General features: G+C 40.0%; 17 protein-coding genes. 5 read left to right on the forward strand and 12 right to left on the reverse strand.

What is annotated here, in order from left to right; translation table 11 throughout:
* Positions 1-4 precede the first annotated feature (4 nt).
* Complete coding sequence (gene glpB, locus EL215_RS01810; RefSeq protein ID WP_126469805.1) at positions 5-1,294, reverse strand: glycerol-3-phosphate dehydrogenase subunit GlpB; 1,290 nt, start codon at positions 1,292-1,294, stop codon at positions 5-7.
* Positions 1,284-2,975 (reverse strand): anaerobic glycerol-3-phosphate dehydrogenase subunit A, encoded by a 1,692-nt coding sequence (gene glpA, locus EL215_RS01815; protein WP_126469807.1) that lies wholly within the window; start codon positions 2,973-2,975, stop codon positions 1,284-1,286. Before glpA ends, glpB begins: the two co-directional genes overlap by 11 nt.
* A 297-nt stretch (positions 2,976-3,272) precedes the next feature.
* Between glpA and glpT the strand changes: the two genes are divergently transcribed.
* The 4 genes from glpT to EL215_RS01835 all read left to right on the forward strand — a co-directional run bounded on the left by glpT (position 3,273) and on the right by EL215_RS01835 (position 7,144).
* On the forward strand, positions 3,273-4,712 hold the full coding sequence (gene glpT, locus EL215_RS01820) for a glycerol-3-phosphate transporter (protein ID WP_126469809.1): 1,440 nt from the start codon (positions 3,273-3,275) through the stop codon (positions 4,710-4,712).
* 94 nt (positions 4,713-4,806) lie between these two features.
* Positions 4,807-5,892: a glycerophosphodiester phosphodiesterase gene (glpQ, locus tag EL215_RS01825; RefSeq protein WP_126469811.1), complete on the forward strand. Its 1,086-nt coding sequence runs from the start codon at positions 4,807-4,809 to the stop codon at positions 5,890-5,892.
* Between the two features lie 92 nt (positions 5,893-5,984).
* On the forward strand, positions 5,985-6,338 hold the full coding sequence (locus EL215_RS01830) for a helix-turn-helix domain-containing protein (RefSeq protein WP_126469813.1): 354 nt from the start codon (positions 5,985-5,987) through the stop codon (positions 6,336-6,338).
* On the forward strand, positions 6,326-7,144 hold the full coding sequence (locus EL215_RS01835; RefSeq protein WP_232013324.1) for an IS3 family transposase: 819 nt from the start codon (positions 6,326-6,328) through the stop codon (positions 7,142-7,144). The genes EL215_RS01830 and EL215_RS01835 overlap by 13 nt, the downstream gene beginning before the upstream one ends.
* Positions 7,145-7,215: 71 nt before the next feature.
* On the opposite strand, the gene EL215_RS01840 is transcribed toward EL215_RS01835, so the two are convergent.
* The 3 genes from EL215_RS01840 to purL form a co-directional block, all read right to left on the reverse strand.
* Complete coding sequence (locus EL215_RS01840; RefSeq protein ID WP_126469818.1) at positions 7,216-8,175, reverse strand: cold shock domain-containing protein; 960 nt, start codon at positions 8,173-8,175, stop codon at positions 7,216-7,218.
* A gap of 238 nt (positions 8,176-8,413) precedes the next feature.
* Positions 8,414-9,043, reverse strand: a complete 630-nt coding sequence (locus tag EL215_RS01845; RefSeq protein WP_126469820.1) for a YkgB family protein — start codon at positions 9,041-9,043, stop codon at positions 8,414-8,416.
* Positions 9,044-9,230: 187 nt separating this feature from the next.
* Positions 9,231-13,124 (reverse strand): phosphoribosylformylglycinamidine synthase, encoded by a 3,894-nt coding sequence (purL, locus tag EL215_RS01850; RefSeq protein WP_126469822.1) that lies wholly within the window; start codon positions 13,122-13,124, stop codon positions 9,231-9,233.
* A gap of 176 nt (positions 13,125-13,300) precedes the next feature.
* On the opposite strand from purL, the gene EL215_RS01855 reads away from it, so the two are divergent.
* A complete protein-coding gene (locus EL215_RS01855) occupies positions 13,301-14,098 on the forward strand; it encodes an SAM-dependent methyltransferase (RefSeq protein WP_126469824.1) in 798 nt (265 codons plus the stop codon).
* Positions 14,099-14,145: 47 nt separating this feature from the next.
* Here the strand turns inward: EL215_RS01855 and EL215_RS01860 are convergent, their stop codons facing one another.
* From EL215_RS01860 to EL215_RS01890, 7 genes are all read right to left on the reverse strand, one after another.
* A complete protein-coding gene (locus tag EL215_RS01860; RefSeq protein ID WP_126469826.1) occupies positions 14,146-14,820 on the reverse strand; it encodes a phosphoglycolate phosphatase in 675 nt (224 codons plus the stop codon).
* A gap of 12 nt (positions 14,821-14,832) precedes the next feature.
* Positions 14,833-15,504: a ribulose-phosphate 3-epimerase gene (gene rpe, locus EL215_RS01865; RefSeq protein WP_049357791.1), complete on the reverse strand. Its 672-nt coding sequence runs from the start codon at positions 15,502-15,504 to the stop codon at positions 14,833-14,835.
* Between the two features lie 163 nt (positions 15,505-15,667).
* Positions 15,668-17,332, reverse strand: a complete 1,665-nt coding sequence (locus tag EL215_RS01870; protein WP_126469828.1) for a bifunctional metallophosphatase/5'-nucleotidase — start codon at positions 17,330-17,332, stop codon at positions 15,668-15,670.
* A 131-nt stretch (positions 17,333-17,463) separates the two neighbouring features.
* Entirely contained in the window at positions 17,464-17,793 is a 330-nt protein-coding gene (locus EL215_RS01875; RefSeq protein WP_014064309.1) for a DMT family transporter, read from the reverse strand.
* A 37-nt stretch (positions 17,794-17,830) separates the two neighbouring features.
* Complete coding sequence (locus EL215_RS01880; RefSeq protein WP_126469830.1) at positions 17,831-18,976, reverse strand: anaerobic sulfatase maturase; 1,146 nt, start codon at positions 18,974-18,976, stop codon at positions 17,831-17,833.
* Positions 18,977-18,997: 21 nt separating this feature from the next.
* Positions 18,998-19,585: a Crp/Fnr family transcriptional regulator gene (locus EL215_RS01885; RefSeq protein WP_126469832.1), complete on the reverse strand. Its 588-nt coding sequence runs from the start codon at positions 19,583-19,585 to the stop codon at positions 18,998-19,000.
* A 38-nt stretch (positions 19,586-19,623) separates the two neighbouring features.
* Positions 19,624-21,069, reverse strand: a complete 1,446-nt coding sequence (locus tag EL215_RS01890; RefSeq protein ID WP_126469834.1) for a sulfatase family protein — start codon at positions 21,067-21,069, stop codon at positions 19,624-19,626.
* Between the last annotated feature and the right edge of the window lie 16 nt (positions 21,070-21,085).

A 21,085-nucleotide genomic window follows, 5' to 3' on the forward strand; every position in this document is an offset into this window, starting at 1 on the left:
CTCCTTAATGTATGTTGTGAAGAATTTCATCCGCAACAGCAAGCGCTGTTACCACTGCCACGCCTGAACCACAACCGAGTTCTAGCGCATTGAAACCACCAATCACATTACCCACCGCATATAAATTCGTTAAAAATTGACCGCTCTTTTTCACTTGGCATTGCGCGTTAATCGCCACACCTGCAGATTGGTACGGTTGTGGATTTGAGAAACGGTGATCTGTCCAAGTAAAACGATCGGTATCGTTAAAGCCTTCCACACCGATAATGTCAGAATGGAATACGGGCTCGTAGATTTTATCGAATTCAGAAACTAAACCTTTACTGAAGAAACTGCCAGAAGCTAAGACGAAATGCTCTGCCGTGATTTCTTCATCTTCGTGCAAACGCGTTTGAATAGCGCGAACTTTGTTACCATCAAAATGCGCTTTTAATGCACTATCACCATTCATCATGAGTCCGCCTAATTTCTCAAAACGATGGCGTAATTGAATACGTTGGCGCATACCTAATAAAGACGGCGGTAAGGTTGGTAATTCAAATAATGGCAAGCCAGTTGCTTTGCGAAGTGACTCCATAAACTCTTGATTTTCTAAACCGAAACAAGCTGGTAGGAAAATTGCTTCAGTGCCTTTGGCTGCTTCTTTCATTTCAGCCACCAGATCATCAAATTTCAGTTTATATTCTAAAACTTGTGCAATATTTACACTGCGGAATTCGCGCGAATTTGCACGTAACTGATCCAATTCAGGAATATTTAAAAAGCCTGTTTTCACTTCACAATGAGCAAATTGTGGATTGAGTGTAAGGTTATCCGCCAATAATTCTGGTTGGAAATCGTGATAGCCTTCAATGCCTAAAACCGCAATTTTTTTATACGGGAATGGTGTTTCGCCTTGTACAGTTGGCACACTATTTGGTGAAAGCCATGCACCACGTAAGCTACCTAAACCCGTTACGCGAAGATGATTTTCTGCACTTGAGCCAATTAAATCTAAATTTAACGATTCCGCTAATTTTTCGAAATCTTGTGCTTTCGCTAATACACGTTCAGCCCCCATGATGCTATAGGGGTGTTGTGGTAATTGAGCGGAAAGTGCGGTCAAATTTTCAGAAATATTTTCAACAAACGCACCATTTGGTAAACGGCTTAATAAATCTAATGAGCCGGATGCAAAATCAATCGCCGCTTGGCCGTTATTAATAATGACACAACGTTTGCCTTGTTCTTGTAGGGCGATGCCGCAAGTTAAACCTGCAAGGCCACCACCAATAATCACTACATCAAAATTCATTGTTATCCGTCCCTTGCTGTTTGTCAGTTTCAAGCGGTTGAACATCATTTAAGCCCAACACACTGCCATACATCCATGAAGTAAATTCGGCTTCACGAATCGCTTCACCCCATGCAATAGGCTCAATACCACGCCAACGTTCCTCCATGAAAGAGGTTAATTGTGTGGTAGATTGGCGAGGCGTTGCCACTTCAAAACGATTCATTAAGCCAGCAGCACGGCATGCGCAAAGCTCAGCTTGGCAAGTCCCCATCCCCACACGAGTACGGCGACGTAGATCCACTAAGTTATTCACATTTAATTCATCAACGGCATAACGTACTTCACCCGCAGTAACGGCTTCACATTCACACACCATTGAACGATCAAGACGTTCTTTATCTAATAAGCGAGTGGCACGAGAACCATGACGATACACCGCTGAATAACGAATCGTACTTGGAAGTGAAATGACTTTCTGATTAGTTTCTGCACGGCTTTCGGTTGAACCTGGTAATGGGCGCTCAGCGGTTGTACAACGTGCTGTTTTATTGAGTTTTTTACAAACAAGATCCGTTGCCCATTCTGCCATTAAGCGATAAGTCATTAATTTACCACCCGTGATGGTGATAAAGCCGTCTAAGCCGTCACGTTCTGCGTGGTCAAGTAACACAATACCACGACTTACGTTACGACCAGATGGGTCATCATCTGTCGCCACCAACGGACGCACGCCTGCATAAGCACGTAATACGCGAGTATGACGCAAGCTCGGCGCAAGTTTTTCCCCTTCACGGAAAAGAATATCCACTTCTTCTGGAGTCACTTCCATGTTATCAATTTGATCGTAAGGAATACGGCTAGAGGTTGTACCGATAACACAAATGGTATCACCTGGAACGAGAATGTCCGCATCCGCTGGTTTACGACAACGGTTAATCACCATTTTGTTGATACGGTGTCCCATGACAAGTAATGCGCCTTTGGCTGGAAACATTTTGATTTTAAGATCCGCATATTCTGCGATGCCTTGTCCCCAAATACCACCTGCATTGACGACTAATGGCGCAAAGAATTTGCGATTTACACGATTTTTGTGATCGTAAACATCTACCCCGATCACTTTGCCCCCCTCGCGAATTAAATTTTTCACTTCGCAATAGGTAAACATTTTTGCACCATTCTCAATGGCATCCATCACGTTAGAAGCTGTTAAACGGAAAGGATCAATTGAACCATCTGGCACAACAACAGCACCCACTAAATCGGGGTTCACTGATGGTTCCATAATCTGGGCAAGTTTAGGATCAATGGCGACAGCCTCAATACCAGATTTGGTACAACTTTCGATGAAAGTTTTTTGATAATCGAGAGAATCCTCAGGTAAGGTGATAAATAAACCTTCCGTTTCATCCACACAGTGACGAGCGATATTGCGCAGAATTTTATTTTCTTTAATACATTCTTCTGCTGATTCCTGATCGTTTACCGCATAACGCGCCCCACTATGTAACAAACCGTGGTTACGACCTGTTGCGCCTGTCGCAATATCACGACGCTCTAATAAAATACAGTTAATTCCACGCAATGCGCAGTCACGAGCAATACCTGCCCCCGTCGCACCACCACCAATGATAATCACATCCGTCGAGATAGGTGAAAAATCGCCCACATCGCGATACATATTAGGTGATAATCCCATTGTTTCCCTCCAGCCCAAAATGAATAAAAAAGGAAAATAAACAAACAGACATTAAGTCTAAGGTTATTGTATGAAAGTGTAGTAAAATTAACAATGCTTTGAGCGAAAAAGAAAACTATTTTGTGAACAAGATCACATTATTTTCGAATTCGCTCATTTTTTTTGAAAATAAAATTTGTGAAATACATCACATTTTTAAATTATTTTTCTTTTCAATTTTTATTTTTCTTTTATCATTCACCCTTCCCTGATATAAAGATCGGGAACTTATAATTAAGACAAACTGGAGAAAAAATAATGTTTGGACCATTTAAACCCGCACCGCATATTGCGGAACTTCCAGCGGAGAAAATTGATTCCACGTATAAACGCTTACGTTGGCAAGTGTTTGCAGGGATCTTCTTTGGTTATGCCGCTTACTATTTTGTGCGTGCAAACTTTGACTTAGCACAACCTGGTTTAATTCAAGCCGGCTTGTACTCAAAAGCGGAACTCGGTGTTATCGGCTCAGCAGCTGGTCTTGCCTACGGCTTATCAAAATTCGTCATGGCAGGTATGTCTGACCGTTCTAACCCTCGCGTATTCTTACCATTTGGTTTATTGCTTTCTGGTCTTTGTATGACCATGATGGGTTTATTCCCATGGGCAACCTCAGGCATTGCCATCATGTGGGTAATGATCTTCTTAAATGGTTGGTTCCAAGGTATGGGTTGGCCTCCATGTGGTCGTACCATGGTACACTGGTGGTCTAAATCAGAACGCGGTACTATCGTATCTATCTGGAATACAGCGCATAACATCGGTGGCATGATGCCAGGTGCAATGGTGCTATTAGCGAGTGCTATCTTCTTCAGTACTCATGGCATCGAGGCTCAGGCAAAAGACATTTGGCAACAATCGCTCTACTATCCGGGTATTGCTGCAATGATCTGTGCTATTCCCGTTTATTTTGTCATGCGTGATACACCACAATCTTGTGGTTTACCATCAATCGAGAAATGGCGTAATGACTATCCTGATGACTATAACGAAAAAACTTACGAAAACGATTTAAGTACAAAAGAAATCTTTGTCACTTATGTATTAAAAAACAAATTGTTATGGTACATCGCACTGGCTAACGTATTTGTATATTTAATTCGCTATGGCGTATTAAAATGGTCTCCGGTTTACTTAAGTGAAATAAAACATTTCAACATCAAAGGTACTGCATGGGCATATACCATTTATGAATTAGCCGCTGTACCAGGTACATTACTTTGTGGTTGGGTATCTGATAAAGTCTTCAAAGGTAAACGTGGTTTAACCGGTTTTATCTTCATGATCTTAACGACTTTAGCAGTAGTAGCATACTGGATGAACCCAGCTACACCAGAAGCAGAACTTGCAAACTATGCAGCTTGGTATGAAAACCCATATCAATTAACTGACTTCATCTTAATGACCTTAATCGGTTTCTTAATCTACGGCCCTGTAATGTTAATCGGCTTACACGCGCTTGAGCTTGCACCGAAAAAAGCAGCAGGTACAGCAGCAGGTTTCACCGGTTTATTCGGTTACTTAGGTGGTACTGTCTCAGCATCAGCTGTTATCGGTTGGGCAGCACAACACTATGGCTGGGACGGCGGTTTCTACGTCATGATCGGTGGTGGTGTCTTAGCGGTGTTATTACTCTTCATCGTAATGGTTGAAGAAGGCAAACACAAAGCGAAATTAGGCGATACCTACGGTAAATAATCTATAAATTAAAGGCGACAGGCGAAGGCTTGTCGCCTTTTTTATTACAAAAAAACAACTGAATTTTTAACCGCACTTTCAAGGAGAAATGCTTATGAAACTCAAAACTTTAGCGCTTTCTTTATTAGCTGCAGGCGTACTTGCAGGATGTAGCGCACACTCTTCTGTGGACACGATGAAATCAGACAAAATTATCATTGCTCACCGTGGTGCAAGTGGTTACTTACCAGAGCATACGCTTGAATCTAAAGCGCTTGCATTTGCACAGCATGCAGACTACTTAGAACAAGACTTAGCGATGACAAAAGATGGTCGTTTAGTGGTTATCCATGATCACTTCTTAGACGGCTTAACCGACGTGGCGAAAAAATTCCCAAATCGTCATCGTAAAGATGGTCGTTACTACGTAATCGACTTCACCTTAAAAGAAATTCAAAGTTTAAATATGACTGAAAACTTTGAAACTAAAGATGGTAAACAAGTTGCAGTATATCCAGGTCGTTTCCCACTTTGGAAATCACACTTCAAAATCCATACTTTTGAAGATGAGTTAGAATTCATCCAAGGTTTAGAAAAATCTACCGGTAAAAAAGTGGGTATTTACCCTGAAATCAAAGCACCTTGGTTCCACCACCAAAATGGCAAAGACATTGCAGTTGAAACCCTTAAAGTGTTGAAAAAATACGGTTACGACAAGAAATCTGACATGGTTTACTTACAAACCTTCGACTTCAATGAGTTAAAACGTATTAAAAACGAATTGCTACCAAAAATGGGCATGGATTTAAAACTTGTTCAATTAGTGGCATACACCGACTGGCATGAAACTGAAGAAAAAGATGTGAAAGGCAAATGGGTGAACTACGATTACGATTGGATGTTCAAACCAGGCGCAATGGCAGAAGTGGTGAAATATGCTGACGGCGTTGGCCCGGGCTGGTACATGCTAGTAGATAAAGAAAAATCTAAACCAGGCAATATCGTGTATACCCCATTAGTGAAAGAACTCGCACAATACAAAGTCGAATTACACCCATACACTGTACGTAAAGATGCGTTACCTGAATTCTTCACTGATGTAAATCAAATGTACGATGCATTATTGAATAAATCTGGTGCAACTGGTGTATTCACCGACTTCCCAGATACTGGCGTTGAATTTTTGAAAAAACAAAAATAATACGTAAGTAAAAGTAATAAAAGAGCGGTCAAAATGATCTGCACCCCAAAAGTTGGACTCAACAAACCAACAATTGAGGTGCAGATTTTTTTATGGGTAAACACTACACAATCGAATTTAAATTACAGGTTCTTCAACCTATTTTGAATGGGAAAATGAGTATTAGAGAAACTGCGCGTTTTTACAATATTCCTTCCAACGCCTTAGTCGGAACATGGTTGAAACGGTTTGAAAAAAGTGGCATAAAAGGACTTATTCCCCGTAAACCATCAGGACGACCGCCGATGAAACCCAAATATGCAAAAATGCCACCGCCACCCAAAACTGAAGAAGACCGTTTACGCCTGAGAATTTTACAGCTTGAAGCGGAGGTAGCCTACCTAAAGGAGTTGAGAAGGCTCAGACTTCAGGACGAAGCCGAGCAACGGAAATTATCCAAAGGTTAAGAACACGCTATCCGTTAAAATGGCTTTTAGGCTTTGCACAATTAGCGCGTAGTACGTTTTTTGCTAAACTTCAGATTAAACCGGATAAGGATGAGTTATTGAAAAAGACCATTAAACGCATCAAAGCCAATCATCCTGATTATGGCTACCGACGTGTTCATGCCTGCTTGCCAGGCGTGAATCATAAAAAAGTTCAACGTTTAATGCAGACACTTGGGCTTCAAGTGCGGTCAAGAAAAAGCAAGAAATTTACGACCTATCGAGGCACGATAGGGGTGATTGCTCCTAATCATCTTGAACGCGATTTTAGTGCAACGGCCCCGAACCAAAAATGGGTGACCGATATCACCGAGTTTAAGGCGAAAGATGGGAGCAAAGTCTATTTATCCCCAATTTTAGACTTATTTAACAATGAGATAGTTTCATATAATCTCAGCTATTCCCCAAACTGGGCGCAAGTAGAGGACATGTTAATCCAAGCCGTCAAAGGATTAAATAAAGCTTGTGGTGTCATTTTACATTCAGACCAGGGATGGCAATATCAAATGGTGGCTTATCGTCGAATCTTGGCTGAACATGGCATCATTCAAAGTATGTCGAGAAAAGGGAATTGCTTAGATAACGCCGCAATGGAAAGTTTATTTGGACGATTAAAAACAGAATGTTTTTACAAGAGGGAATTTAAAACAAAAGAAGAGATAGTTGAAGCCGTCAGGGATTATTTGGATTACTATAACCACCGACGGATTCAACTAAAATTAAAAGGACTGAGTCCGGTACAATATCGAAAACAATCCTTTAAATAACAGTCTAACTTTTTGGGGTCAGATCAAAATTCATTGTGATTTTTGGCCGCTCTTTTTATTAATTGATAAACTTAACTTCCTAACTCTAATAATCTAGTCATTAAATTATCATATTTTAAATTACTTAATCTTTCTTCTAAAACATCAATTAAATCATTCAATGATATTTCTTTAACCAAGATATTATCACTATCTTTGATTATTCTAGTTTTATTTTTAGTAATGATCCACACTTGCTTATTGTTAGTTGTGTTGAGACTAATCTCTTTAGTATCTATAGTTATTTGAGTCTTATTTAACCTAGCAATATAATTTTCTATCTGATCTTTTTTGTAATCCTGATAATACTCGGACAATGTACAATCATAAAGAACTTCAAGAGCCTTAATTTTAAAGAACCCATCTGCATTTCCTGCTTGCTTAGCTCTTGGATATTGATATGTATCAGTCAACCCTAGTAGTTTTAATATTGTAAAACAATAATCTTCAAAGACATATGGATCTGAAATCAGATTAGCATTATCCCTTACTGTCTTTATGATGTTATGTATTGTTTCCATTAAAGTAATATTCGTTTTTCCTCCAACTAGTGAATTATCTTTTCTTATATTTATTGCAGATAGAAAGCCATCCTTACCAACTCTAATCTCAAAAAAAACAATATCGTCCTTATTTAGAGATGAAAAAGATAATCCATCAATAAGATTAGCTCTTTGGAAATATATATCTCTCTTTCCATCTACACTAAGAATAAATCCACTTTCTTTTTCTACATTAATTATTTTTATTCGGCTCTGCTGAATACCAATAGGAATCGTACTTTCTATGCTATTAGCATAACATTGTTCATCAGATATGTTGGGAATAAAACTAACGTCCATTCCTTCTGATAGTTGTTCAAAGCTGATACTACTTAAATTAGACTCTATAAAATAAAAATCTTTTTCAGAAACCCCCTCTACTTTATGAATAAATCCAGAACGTTTATTCGCCAATAATTTCTTAATTTTCCCTTGAATTCTTTTTGACATAAATAGTCCTTATTAATATAAAGATGGATAAAAATTATTCTCCAATAATATAATCCAAAATCATCCTAATACAATACCCAACATACCTAAAACCCACATTTAAGCAACTATCCTTGATGCTCACATTTTGGATAGCATGAATTATTCTCTACACTGGAATATACGATACATGATTCATCAATTTTTAATAACAAAAAAGGCTTGCCATTTATCCCAGCAAGCCTTTTAAATAAACTAATTAAGCAAATCGCTTTTTATTCTCTAAATAGCGTTTCGCACATTCAGCTGCAGCAACTAAGCCGCCTGCCATCATAATAATATCTTTAATCACGAGTCGGCCTGCACCTGAGAGATATGGGAAGCCATAATTAGGTGTTGGGAAGTCCCCGCCTAAATTAGGCACCCAGGTTTCTGGCGTAAATATCAGGAACGACAGCGTGACTATCGACATACCAAAGGTGAGCAAGCCTCCAAATAAACCGAGTGTTGGAGACCAAATTCCCGCTAATACTAAAATACCAATGGTCACGATCATCGCACCAATAATATAAGATGCAGTATAGGTGCCATTAGCTTTATGCCATTCAATATTTTTTGCGACCATTTTGCCTTCAGGGTTTTTGTATAAGGTATATTCTTTTACTAAAACACCCTTATCATTTTCTACCATGTTCGCTCCATTTTTGTAAAGGAAGCTTAAGAAAGGACTATTTGACACAAAGTGTGCAATACCATCGGCCTCATATTGGCAAACTTTTAAACCTCCAATCCAAACCATCACCACACAAATCGCAATGCGGATAAAGTTAATAAATTGACGTTGCAATGGCGCAACAATATTAGCTAGCAATGTAACTAAACTACTCATTAAGAACTCCTCATATAGTTCAATAGATATAACGGGCATAATGCCCAAGAATTTTTATATAAACATTAACAATATTACTCTCTAATATTGTTGGCATTTTTTATTACTAAAATTTATGCAATAAAAAAGAGATACCAATTGCTTAGTATCTCTTATTTTTAATTAATTTTCCGTGATCAATTTCACATTATTTGAAATTCACTCTCGCATTTCTAAAAATTCGCATCCAAGCACCATCTTCAGACCAATCTTCTGGGTACCATGAATTGCTCACCGCACGGAATACACGTTCTGGGTGTGGCATCATCACGGCGATACGACCATCGACGTTAGAAATGGCAGTAATACCTAATGCTGAGCCATTCGGGTTAGCCGGATAGGTTTCAGTCACGTTTAAATGACTGTCGATATATTGTGCCACAATCAAGTTTTGCGCTTGAAGTGCGGTCAAATTCTCAGGTGTTTTAAATTCTACGCGTCCTTCACCATGAGAAACCGCAATCGGCATATGGGAACCTGCCATGCCTTTAAACCACAATGAGTTGGTGTCGTTGATTTTCACCATCGCAGCACGCGCTTCAAAACGTTCTGATTTATTACGCACGAAACGTGGCCAGTTTTCCGCACCTGGGATGATTTCTGCCAGGGTGGAGATAAATTGACAGCCGTTACATACGCCTAATGAAAGGGTGTTTTCATTGGCGAAGAATTGGCTGAATTGATCGCGTAATTGTGGGTTAAATAAAATGGATTTCGCCCAGCCGCCACCTGCGCCTAATACGTCACCGTAAGAGAAGCCACCACAGGCCACCATCGCGTTGAAATCGTTTAAGTTATAACGGCCTGTCATTAAATCGCTCATGTGAACATCAATCGCCGCAAAGCCAGCGCGGTCAAACGCTGCCGCCATTTCAACATGGCTGTTTACGCCTTGTTCACGCAATACGGCTACTTTCGGTTTCACGCCTTTGCTGATGTAAGGTGCAGCAATATCTTCATTTACATCATAAGTTAAGTGAGCAGATAAACCTTTATTGTCTGTGGCTTTTTTCGTTTCAAATTCTTGATCAGCACATTCTGGATTATCGCGTAAGCGTTGCATTTGGTTAGTGAGCTCTGCCCAAATACCGCGTAATTCAGAACGTTTTTCGCTTAATAGTTTTTTACTGCCTCGTGTGATTTCAAAACGATCTTCTGTACTAACAGAACCGAGTTCATGAGTTAAACCAAGCAAGTCATGGGCTTTTAATACCTCACGCACCGCGCTTAATTCACTTTCTGACACTTGGATTACCGCACCTAATTCTTCATTGAATAACACGGCTAAATCATTGTCGCCTAATGCAGAAATATCCACATCCACGCCACAGTTACCCGCAAATGCCATTTCTGCAATCGTGGTAATTAAACCACCGTCTGAACGATCGTGGTAAGCCAATAATTTACGCTCTGCCACCAATGCTTGCATTGCATCGAAGAAGTTTTTCAGTTTGGCTACGTTCACCACATCGGCTGGTTTGTCACCTAATTGTTTATACACTTGCGCAAGTGCGGTCGCGCCTAAGCGATTTTTTCTTTCGCCTAAATCAATTAACAATAGACGGCTTGCGCCTTTGTCTGTGCGTAATTGAGGTGTCACGGTTTTACGCACATCTTCCACGCGCGCAAAAGAGGAAATCACTAAAGAAAGCGGTGCGGTAACTGATTTTTTCTCGCCATTTTCTTCCCAAGTGGTTTTCATCGACATAGAGTCTTTACCCACTGGAATGGTAATGCCTAATGCTGGGCAAAGTTCTTCGCCGACTGCTTTCACCGCTTCATATAACCCGGCATCTTCACCACCATGACCCGCTGCAGACATCCAGTTCGCAGACAGTTTGATACGTTTAATATCGCCAATGTTGGTACCCGCAATGTTGGTAATGGATTCAGCCACCGCTAAACGTGCAGAAGCCCCGAAGTCTAATAATGCCACCGGTGCACGTTCGCCCATTGCCATGGCTTCACCGTGATAGCTGTCTAATGACGCGGTTGTGACGGCTACATCAGACACCGGAATTTGCCACGGGCCGACCATTTGATCACGCGCCACCATACCGGTTACCGTACGGTCGCCAATGGTGATTAAGAAAGTTTTTTCTGCCACCACCGGTAAGCGTAATACGCGATGGAAAGCTTCTTTTAATTGAATATTTTCCGTTGCAAGCGGTCGATTTTCGACAGTTTTTGATGAAACCTCACGCGTCATTTTTGGGGTTTTGCCTAATAACACATTCATTGGCAAATCAATTGGATTATTGTCGAAATGGCCGTCATGCAAGGTTAAATGTTTCTCTTCCGTTGCCTCACCAATGACCGCAAACGGTGCACGTTCACGTTCACAAAGTGCGGTAAATAATTCGAGTTTTTCTGGCGCAACCGCTAAGACATAACGTTCTTGCGATTCGTTACACCAAATTTCCAATGGTGACATGCCTTTTTCATCGCAAAGAATGGAGCGTAAATCAAATTTACCGCCACGTTCGCCATCGTGCACTAATTCAGGCATGGCGTTAGACAAACCGCCTGCGCCCACATCGTGAATAAAGAGAATTGGGTTTTCATCACCTAATTGCCAGCAGCGGTCAATCACCTCTTGGCAACGGCGTTCCATTTCTGGGTTTTCACGTTGAACAGAAGCAAAATCTAAATCTTCTTTTGATTTCCCGCTGTCCATGGAAGAAGCAGCACCACCGCCTAAGCCGATGTTCATGGCTGGGCCACCTAATACGATCAATTTCGCACCAACGGGGATTTCGCCTTTTTGAACGTGTTCACCACGAATATTACCAATACCGCCCGCTAACATAATCGGCTTGTGATAACCACGCACTTCTTCACCGTTAAAGCTGTTGACTTTCTCTTCATAGGTACGGAAATAACCCAATAACGCAGGACGACCAAATTCATTGTTAAATGCAGCGCCACCTAATGGGCCTTCAATCATAATATCTAAGGCAGAAGCAATACGGTTTGGTTTAGAAAGCGGATTTTCCCAAGGTTGCTCAAAGTTTGGAATAACAAGGTTTGATACGGAGAAACCGGTTAAACCTGCTTTTGGTTTTGCACCACGACCGGTTGCACCTTCATCACGAATCTCACCGCCTGAACCTGTTGCGGCACCTGGAAATGGCGAAATCGCCGTTGGATGGTTGTGAGTTTCCACTTTCATTAAGATATGTGCATCTTCGTTGTGGTAACGATATTGTCCATCTTGGTCTGCAAAGAAACGACCAACTTTTGAGCCTTCCATTACTGCAGCATTATCTTTATAGGCTGAAAGCACAAAATCAGGGGTTTTCTCAAAGGTATTTTTAATCATTTTAAACAGGGATTTATCCTGTTTTTTGCCGTCAATAATCCAATCCGCATTAAAGATTTTATGGCGGCAGTGTTCAGAGTTGGCTTGTGCGAACATATAAAGTTCAATATCGTGTGGATTGCGCCCTAATTGGGTGAAGTTTTCCACCAAATAATCAATTTCATCTTCTGCCAGTGCCAAACCTAATTCTACGTTGGCTGTCACCAAAGCTTCGCGTCCACCTTTTAAAATATCCACAGTTTTGAACGGTTTCGGATCTTGATGACGGAATAAGATCTCTGCATCTTCAGGACGACGCACCACGGTTTCCATCATTCGATCGTGTAAAAGTGCGGTCAATTTTTCAGTTATTTTTTCATCAAGCGGTTGGCTTAACTCAAAATAATACGCCAAACCACGCTCAATACGCTCCACTTCACTTAAACCACAGTTATGCGCAATGTCCGTTGCTTTAGAAGACCAAGAAGAAATCGTGCCGACACGAGGAATCACGATAAAGGTTTCTCCTTTGGCGTCGTGTTCAGCCAAGGTTGGGCCGTAATGTAACAATGCTTTTAACTTAGCTTCCTGCTCGCTAACAAGCGGTCGATTTAATTCCACAAAATGCAAATATTCCGCATAAACCGATATTACCGGTAATTGATTTTGTTGGAATTTTTGCATTAAGCCTTGGATACGAAATTCAGAAAGGGCGGGTGAGCCACGAAAAGTTTGAAACATACGGGTACCTTTGAGTTGTGTTAGAGGTAAAAATCGCGGGCTATTATAAAGGAAAATACACCAAAACGAAAACGTTTGCGTCAATCATTTTCAAATGATTTTCCGTGGGAGAAAGCATATAATCATCAAGCAATTTAAAAACAATCCAAAAACTAACCGCACTTTGGGGCGCCACTATGATCATCAATGACATTAATTTCAACGATCTCTATCAACAACATCTGAAAGCCTGTAATCACTATAATCTTCCACCGACAAAATGGGATAAAAAAGCCTCTAAAATGGCTGAGAACTTAGTGGGCAAACCAAGCCGTTATAACGAGATCTTACTTAAAGCCATGAATGTACAACCCAATGAAACGGTATTAGATATCGGCTGTGGCCCCGGCACTTTTGTAATTCCTTTAGCCCAACAATGCCAAGCTGTGTATGCCCTCGATTACAGCCAAGGCATGTTAGAGATGGTGCAACAATATAAAGAAAAGCATCAACTGAATAATATTACGCTTCTACATAAATCATGGTCAGATAACTGGGATGATGTGCCTCAAGCGGATGTAATTCTCGCCTCTCGCTCGACGCTTGTCGATGATTTGGATGACATGATTGAAAAGCTGCAAAGTAAGGCAAAAAAGCGGGTCTTTTTAACTTCGGTAACACAACGCCATTTTCTCGATGAAGGCGTATTTGAAGCAATTGGTCATGATGATGTGGGCTTTCCAACTTATATCTATTTAGTTAATTGTCTTCACCAAAAAGGCATTTACGCGAATGTGAGTTTTATTGAAACTGAATCAGGCCATTTCCAAGGTGACACCTTTGAAGATTTATTAAATTCTGTGGAGTTTTCTCTCGGCAATCTCACTGAAAAAGAAAAACAAGATTTGGCTCAATTCTATCAACAAAAACAAATAAACAATGAACCAATAAAACACGGACAACGCAAATGGGCGTTGATTTGGTGGGAGGTTTAAGAAAAAAATGCGGTCATTTTTGACCGCACTTTACACTTTAAGATGAATTAAAGAATCTCTAATAACTTCACAAAGTCATCAAACACCCAATCTGGATTTGATTCCGCAATTGGGATGTTGTAGTTGTATCCGTAAGTTAATCCCACAACCGGGCAACCTGCTGAATGTGCCGCGAGAATGTCATTTCGAGAGTCACCTACAAACAACACTTGGCGAGGTTCTACGCCAAATTTACCACATAAATAATACAATGGGCCTGGATGTGGTTTAATCGCGGGTAATGATTGCCCACCAAGCATTTCACTGAATAAATGATCGATACCAAATGCGGCTAATACCGGCTGAACATGGCGAGTTGGTTTGTTCGTTACCACGGCTAAGGTATAACCGCGAGCCTTTAAGGTTTCCAATGTTTCTTTTACATTTGGATATAAACGACTCACATTGCAAAGATTTTCAGCATAATGCACATTAAAGCGCTCTTTCACTTGCTCGATTTCAGCCTCAGAGAATGTTTTACCCGTTTGCTCTTCAGTCCATTTTAAAGCACGTGCAATTAATACAGGTGCGCCATTACCGATCCAAGTTAAAACCTGTGCTTCTGATGCAGGGGCAAAACCAAAATCCGCTAATGCTGAATTCACGGATAATGCTAAATCCGGCAAGCTATTCACAAGCGTACCATCTAAATCAAAACCGATAACTTTAAATTGAGTCTTCATTACTACTACCTTTTATTTTACTGACGCTAATTGCGTACGCATTTGATCAATGATTTGTTTATAATCTGGTTTACCAAAAATCGCTGAGCCTGCCACGAACATATCTGCACCCGCTGCGGCGATTTCTGCAATATTATCCACTTTTACCCCTCCATCAACTTCTAAACGGATATCTAAACCGCTTTCATCAATCAGACGACGAGCTTGTTGTAATTTTTTCAATGTTGAAGGTAAAAAGGATTGTCCACCAAATCCTGGGTTCACGGACATTAACAAGATCACATCCACTTTATCTAATACATAATCCAAATAACTTAATGGCGTCGCTGGATTAAACACTAAACCCGCTTTACAGCCGTGATCACGAATGAGCTGTAAAGAGCGGTCAATATGTTCACTGGCTTCAGGATGAAACGTAATGTAATCCGCACCTGCTTTGGCAAAATCAGGAATAATACGATCGACCGGTTTCACCATTAAATGCACGTCAATCGGTGCTTTAATGCCATAATCACGTAAAGCTTTACATACTGCAGGGCCAAAGGTTAAATTCGGCACATAGTGATTATCCATTACATCAAAATGAATCACATCCGCACCGGCATTCAACACGTTTTGCACATCATCACCAAGACGAGCAAGATCTGCAGAAAGGATAGAAGGGGCGATTAAATAAGGTTTCATTTGTCATCTCCTAAAGGATAAAAGTGCTTGTAGTTTACTACGTTGAGCTCAATTTTACCTTGATTATTTACAAGTTTTAGCTGAAAACAAAGAAAAAAATAACCGCACTTGATTCAATTGCCTCAAAGTGCGGTTGGTTTTTATCGAATTTTAAAAGGATAGATTAGTTTAATCCAATAATTTCCCAACGGTTGTGAGATTGACCATCGATTTTGCCTTTCTTCACGTTGGTGATGTAATCGATCATCATATTTTGGATCGTGCCTTTTTCACGACCCATAGCTACTTTAGATTCCCAAAGTACAGGAATTTGTTGTCCTTCCCAAATCCCACCTTTACCGTTTAATTGAGCGAAACGATATGAGTTCATGCCCACTTTTAATTTCATATCATCAGTTACCGGTTTACCGTCAGCAAGGGTTAAATCAACTATTTTGCTACCTTGTGGATTATGTAAGTCAATTTTGTAATTTACGCCACCGAAAATGTCGTAAGTCACATATTTTGATTTTTTACGTTCCGCATTATAACGATATTCGGTGTCACCTGGTTGGATGGTATCGAAGTAGTTAGCCGACCATTCCATATATTCTTTCAATTGTTTACCGGTCATTTCATAAACAGTGACATCACCACCCGCATAACGATAGTTAAAGATGATGTCTTTTTTCTTGATATCGCCTTTATTCATGCGTGCTTTTTGGTGGTCAAAAGAGAAAGTCACCACATCTGCACCACTGTAATGTTGTTCAACATCATTAATGAATGAAGACAATCCAGTATCTTTTGAGAATGCAGCAGATACACCGTGTTTGGTCTCTTGTGGCACCATTTCGTTTTCGGTTTGACCGATCACCACATTGTTTAATTCACGTAATTTCTCGTGATAAGGTTTATAGATTTCGGCAATTTTCTTATCTGCTTCAAGTTCTTTAACTGGAACAGTTTTAGATTCTTTCTTCACCAATTTCACTTCTTTTTTATCGTTAATATCAAAAGTAAGATCCACTTCAGATACCACAGTACCGTAACGGTGTGGTTCGGTGATTAGTGTATTTTTAATGGTTTCACTTGGCACATCTTTGTGCATGTGACCTGCAATCACCACATCAATGCCGTCTACCGCATTGATCACATCACGCATACCAGTGTCTGGAATCTTGTTTTCATTGTCGATACCCATGTGAGCGATCACGATGATTGCATCAACACCTTTCGCTTTTAACTTATCAACTTGTGTACGAGCTTCTTCAGTTGGTGAAGTAAATTTCATGTCTTTTAAGTTGCCCGTGTCTTCTTCAAATTTTGCTGACATTGGGGTACTTAAACCGATAATCCCTAGTTTTACGCCATCTTTTTCAATGATAGTTGTCGCATCAATATAACGTTTATCGTTTTTCTTATAATAGAAATTTGCCGTTAATTTTTTCGCTTTGATGTCTTTTAAGATTTCATCTAATGCTTTCATCCCAAAGTTAAACTCGTGGTTACCAAGTACGAAAACATCGTATTTCATTTCGTTTAATACTTTTGGAATTGGGTGATCTTTGTAATATTTTTTATCTTTTGCGAACACATCAACTTGGTTATCTTGGATCGCATCGCCCACATCCACTAATACCACATTTTTGTTGTTTTTACGCACATCTTTCACATAAGTTGCGATTTGCGCATAAGAACCAGATTTGTCTTCTACGTCTGCGCCATAGCTCCAAGGTACAACGCGACCATGAATATCAGAGGTACCCAATATTTTAATATTTACTTCTTGTGCCATTGCCGTGCTAATTGCTGAAAATGCAAATAATGAGCAAAGTAATTTTTTCATAGAATTTCCTTTAAAGTTGCACAAAGTGCGGTTAAAAATGCCGGAGAATTATAGCGATGAATTGATTGCCAACATAATTTTATTTTGAAAAAAATTAAATTTGTGAGCGCGATCACATTTCATTTGGAGGATTAATGTCCCGTTTGAGAAAACAAGTTAATCACTAAAACACCACTGATAATCAATGCCATACCAATCAGCCCAGCGGTATCAATTTTCTGACCAAAAGCGAAATACGCCACAATCGCCGTCAAAACAATGCCAACTCCCGACCAAATGGCGTAAACCAAGCCCACGGAAAGCGTACGAAACACAAGAGAGACAAAATAAAACGAAATGGCATATAAGGTTAATGAACCTATTGTAGGTAAAAGTTTGGTAAAGCCATCGCTGACTTTTAATAAATTCGTTGCCACAATTTCAAGGCAAATCGAAATAGCGAGTAATGTCCAAGGATTCATATCAATCAAAACGTAAAGTAGAAAGCGCTATTCTACCTTAAGCGGCTGATGGATGTAACCGAATTTGGCGAGCCATGGCTTGCATATAAGGCGCCGTTTGTTCAAAGAAATAACGGTAAGAGGCACATAAATAATTATGTGGATTAGGTTCATTTTCGAGAGAAACAAAACGATGTTTCGGGCAACCGCCATAACAGAGTTTACGAAACTCACAATGACGGCAAAGTGCAGTCAATTTTTGTGATTTTTCTAAACCGAATTGCTGTTGTTTACTGGAAAACACAATCTCTGTTAAAGGTTGCTGAGTTAAATTGCCGACCTTGTATTCGGGATACACAAAATGATCGCAAGTATACACATCGCCATTGGCTTCCGTGATAAGCGATTGCCCGCAAGTAAGTTGATGAACACAGGTTGTAGAAGGATAACCAAGCCATTGTCCAAGTAGATTATCAAACTGAGACACATAAATTTTTCCTACATCATGCTCATACCATTCATGAAAGACATCCACAAGAAATTGCCCATAACCTTCTGATGGCACTGAAAAATCAGTGACAAATTGTGTTTGTGCATGACGTTCGACAATAGGAATAAACTGTATATAAGTCGAACCAAGCTGTTTGAGTGCTAAATAAGTTTCTCTTCCTTTTTGCCAATTTTGATCATTAATGACTGTAAGGGTGTTAAATTCCACGCCATATTCTTGAAGCAGATTTAATGCCTTTACGACTTTTTCAAAAGTAGGATTGCCATTACCCGAAATACGATAACGATTATGCACGGCACTTAAACCGTCAATAGAAAGCCCAATGAGAAAATGATGCTGTTTGAAAAATGCAGCCCATTGCTGATTAAGTGCGATACCATTGGTTTGAAAGGCGTTTGTGATCTGTTTACCTTGAGCAAATTCCTGCTGATATTCAACGGCTTGTCGATAAAAATCTAAGCCTAAAAGAGTGGGTTCACCACCTTGCCAAGCAAATTCAACCACATTGCCTGCATGCGATTGAATATAGTTTTTGATGTAATGTTTTAAGGTGTCTTTCGACATAAAAGGCGCATGTTGCCCAAACTGTTCTGATTTTTCCAAATAGAAGCAATATTCACACTGAATGTTACAGTGAAAACTGCTTGGTTTCGCCATTAAGTGAAAATGAGCTTGTGGTGGAAAAACAGACATCAACCATCCTTTGTTATAACATTATTTATGACCTGATATTCGATCAAATGCCCCGTTTTGTTTGAGTTCTTTCGCAATACGAATAGCTGTTTCGGTTTCACAGCCAGCATATTCCGCAATTTCGCGATACGTCCAATTATAATCAGGAAAGTTTTGTTTGAGAAAATATAAACTATCCATCACACGATCTAAGGTGCGCAAATAGGCACTTTTTGCTAAACGCTCTTCGGCTTCGCGTAGTTCATCTGCCAAGATCTGCAGTAAACATTGACTCATCACCATATTATGCGTAAAAAATTCGCTCACTACATTGGGTTTGATGCGAGTAATCTCTGCATCAATTAAAACTTTCGCATTGCAATGATAGTGTTTATCCATCATGGAGAATAAGGTTCGGAAACCAAAATAATCCCCTTTGGAATATAACCGCACCAAGCTTTCCTTGCCATTTTCAAGGGTATGAAATAAGCCAATCAAACCTGCTTGCACATAATAAAACTCATGTGCCGCCTCACCTTGTTGATACAAGAAGGAACCTTTCGGCAAGTGATGTAACTCGGTGAGCTGACAATGTGATAACTCAGTAGGCTTGATTGAGCAATTTTCCATAAACGTCCTTCAAAGTGCGGTCAGTTTTTCTTTGTTTTTTATACTTCGTGAATAATTCGATATACCCAGTTTTCTAGCGGATCATTTAAGCGTTTCATTTCTTGACGCATTTCTTCTAGCATCTCTTTTTTAACTGCTTCATATTCTGGCTTATAGAACAAATTATGCATTTCAGCCGGATCATTTTTTACGTCATAAAGCTCACAAATATCCGAAGCATTAAACACCAATTTATAGTCTTTACGGTGCCACATGCGTTGTTCAAAGTAAACAAAATGTCCCGCTAACTGTGCCAATATCCCTTTTCGTTGATTATCTTGATGTTGACGAACGATCGGTAAAATACTTTCCCCTTCAAAGGCAGAAGGAATCGGCTGATTAGCCAAATCATAAACGGTAGAGGTTAAATCATGGAGATAGACAAGATTATCATCTTGTTGATTAACACGATTTGAATTCGGGTCTTTGATAATCATCGGAATGTTGTAGGTGGTATCAAACATGAACTCCCCTTTCTCAATCATTCGATGAGCGCCCATCGCATCCCCATGATCAGCGGTTGCCACAATAAAAGTGCGGTCATAAATGCCTTTGTTTTCTAAGAAAGCAAACAACTCGCCAATTGCATCATCAATCAAGGTGATATAACCCCAGAATTTTGTGATGACTTCTTTCCAATGATCTTCACTCGCTTCCCACATTCCCCACATTTTAGAGATAGTACGATAGTGTCCTGGTTTGCCTTCTAGTGGTTTGAAGAAACTTTCATCTAGTACCACATCTTCTTTTCGATACATGGAATAATAAGGTTCCGGCACGATACAAGGCGTATGCGGTCCCCAGAAATTAATCCATGTAAAGAACGGTTTATTTTCAGTGAGCGATTGGCTGATATAGTTTTTTGCCTCATCAATAATGAAATATGGGATGGTTTGTTCTTTTGTGCCTGAAAGTAACCCACAAAGCTCTTGCACCCGTAAATGTGGGTTATCACCAAAATAAGCACGACTCACTTCAGGGATCTCATAACCTTTTTCATCTAACCATTCTTTATAACGATTAGAATGTGTTGGCGGTTGGTTGAACACTAAATTTTTATACACACCGCTGCCTGGATAACCATAACCATCAAAGTTATGCCCTTTAATGCCGTAATCTTCTGGTACGGATTTTGTCCCAACGTGCCATTTTCCTACGACATAGGTGTTATAGCCATCTAGTTTACCGATATTTGGTGCCGCTTCACTCACTTCACCTGTACCGCCTTTTTCACCATTACGAATGATGCCATGTGTGGATGGCATTAAACCAGTAAAGAGTGATGTCCGTGCAGGTCCACAAACGGAAGCTGGTGTAAAAGCATTATTAAAACGCACCCCATCTTTAGCTAGACGATCGATATTCGGGGTTTTAACGATCTGGTGACCATAAGCACCCAGCATATCTTTACGCACTTGGTCGAGTAAAATATAGATAATGTTCATACATAATCCTTATCTA

This window comes from Haemophilus parainfluenzae (assembly GCF_900638025.1).
In the GTDB taxonomy this organism is placed as follows: domain Bacteria; phylum Pseudomonadota; class Gammaproteobacteria; order Enterobacterales; family Pasteurellaceae; genus Haemophilus_D; species Haemophilus_D parainfluenzae_J.

Coding starts and splice junctions, on each gene's coding strand:
- EL215_RS01875 (WP_014064309.1), bottom strand. CDS start 17,793: ATGAATCCTTGGACATTACTCGCTATTTCGATTTGCCTTGAAATTGTG.
- EL215_RS01845 (WP_126469820.1), bottom strand. CDS start 9,043: ATGAGTAGTTTAGTTACATTGCTAGCTAATATTGTTGCGCCATTGCAA.
- rpe (WP_049357791.1), bottom strand. CDS start 15,504: ATGAAACCTTATTTAATCGCCCCTTCTATCCTTTCTGCAGATCTTGCT.
- glpB (WP_126469805.1), bottom strand. CDS start 1,294: ATGAATTTTGATGTAGTGATTATTGGTGGTGGCCTTGCAGGTTTAACT.
- glpQ (WP_126469811.1), top strand. CDS start 4,807: ATGAAACTCAAAACTTTAGCGCTTTCTTTATTAGCTGCAGGCGTACTT.
- EL215_RS01885 (WP_126469832.1), bottom strand. CDS start 19,585: ATGGAAAATTGCTCAATCAAGCCTACTGAGTTATCACATTGTCAGCTC.
- EL215_RS01870 (WP_126469828.1), bottom strand. CDS start 17,332: ATGAAAAAATTACTTTGCTCATTATTTGCATTTTCAGCAATTAGCACG.
- glpT (WP_126469809.1), top strand. CDS start 3,273: ATGTTTGGACCATTTAAACCCGCACCGCATATTGCGGAACTTCCAGCG.
- EL215_RS01890 (WP_126469834.1), bottom strand. CDS start 21,069: ATGAACATTATCTATATTTTACTCGACCAAGTGCGTAAAGATATGCTG.
- EL215_RS01855 (WP_126469824.1), top strand. CDS start 13,301: ATGATCATCAATGACATTAATTTCAACGATCTCTATCAACAACATCTG.
- EL215_RS01830 (WP_126469813.1), top strand. CDS start 5,985: ATGGGTAAACACTACACAATCGAATTTAAATTACAGGTTCTTCAACCT.
- EL215_RS01880 (WP_126469830.1), bottom strand. CDS start 18,976: ATGTCTGTTTTTCCACCACAAGCTCATTTTCACTTAATGGCGAAACCA.
- EL215_RS01860 (WP_126469826.1), bottom strand. CDS start 14,820: ATGAAGACTCAATTTAAAGTTATCGGTTTTGATTTAGATGGTACGCTT.
- purL (WP_126469822.1), bottom strand. CDS start 13,124: ATGTTTCAAACTTTTCGTGGCTCACCCGCCCTTTCTGAATTTCGTATC.
- EL215_RS01840 (WP_126469818.1), bottom strand. CDS start 8,175: ATGTCAAAAAGAATTCAAGGGAAAATTAAGAAATTATTGGCGAATAAA.
- glpA (WP_126469807.1), bottom strand. CDS start 2,975: ATGGGATTATCACCTAATATGTATCGCGATGTGGGCGATTTTTCACCT.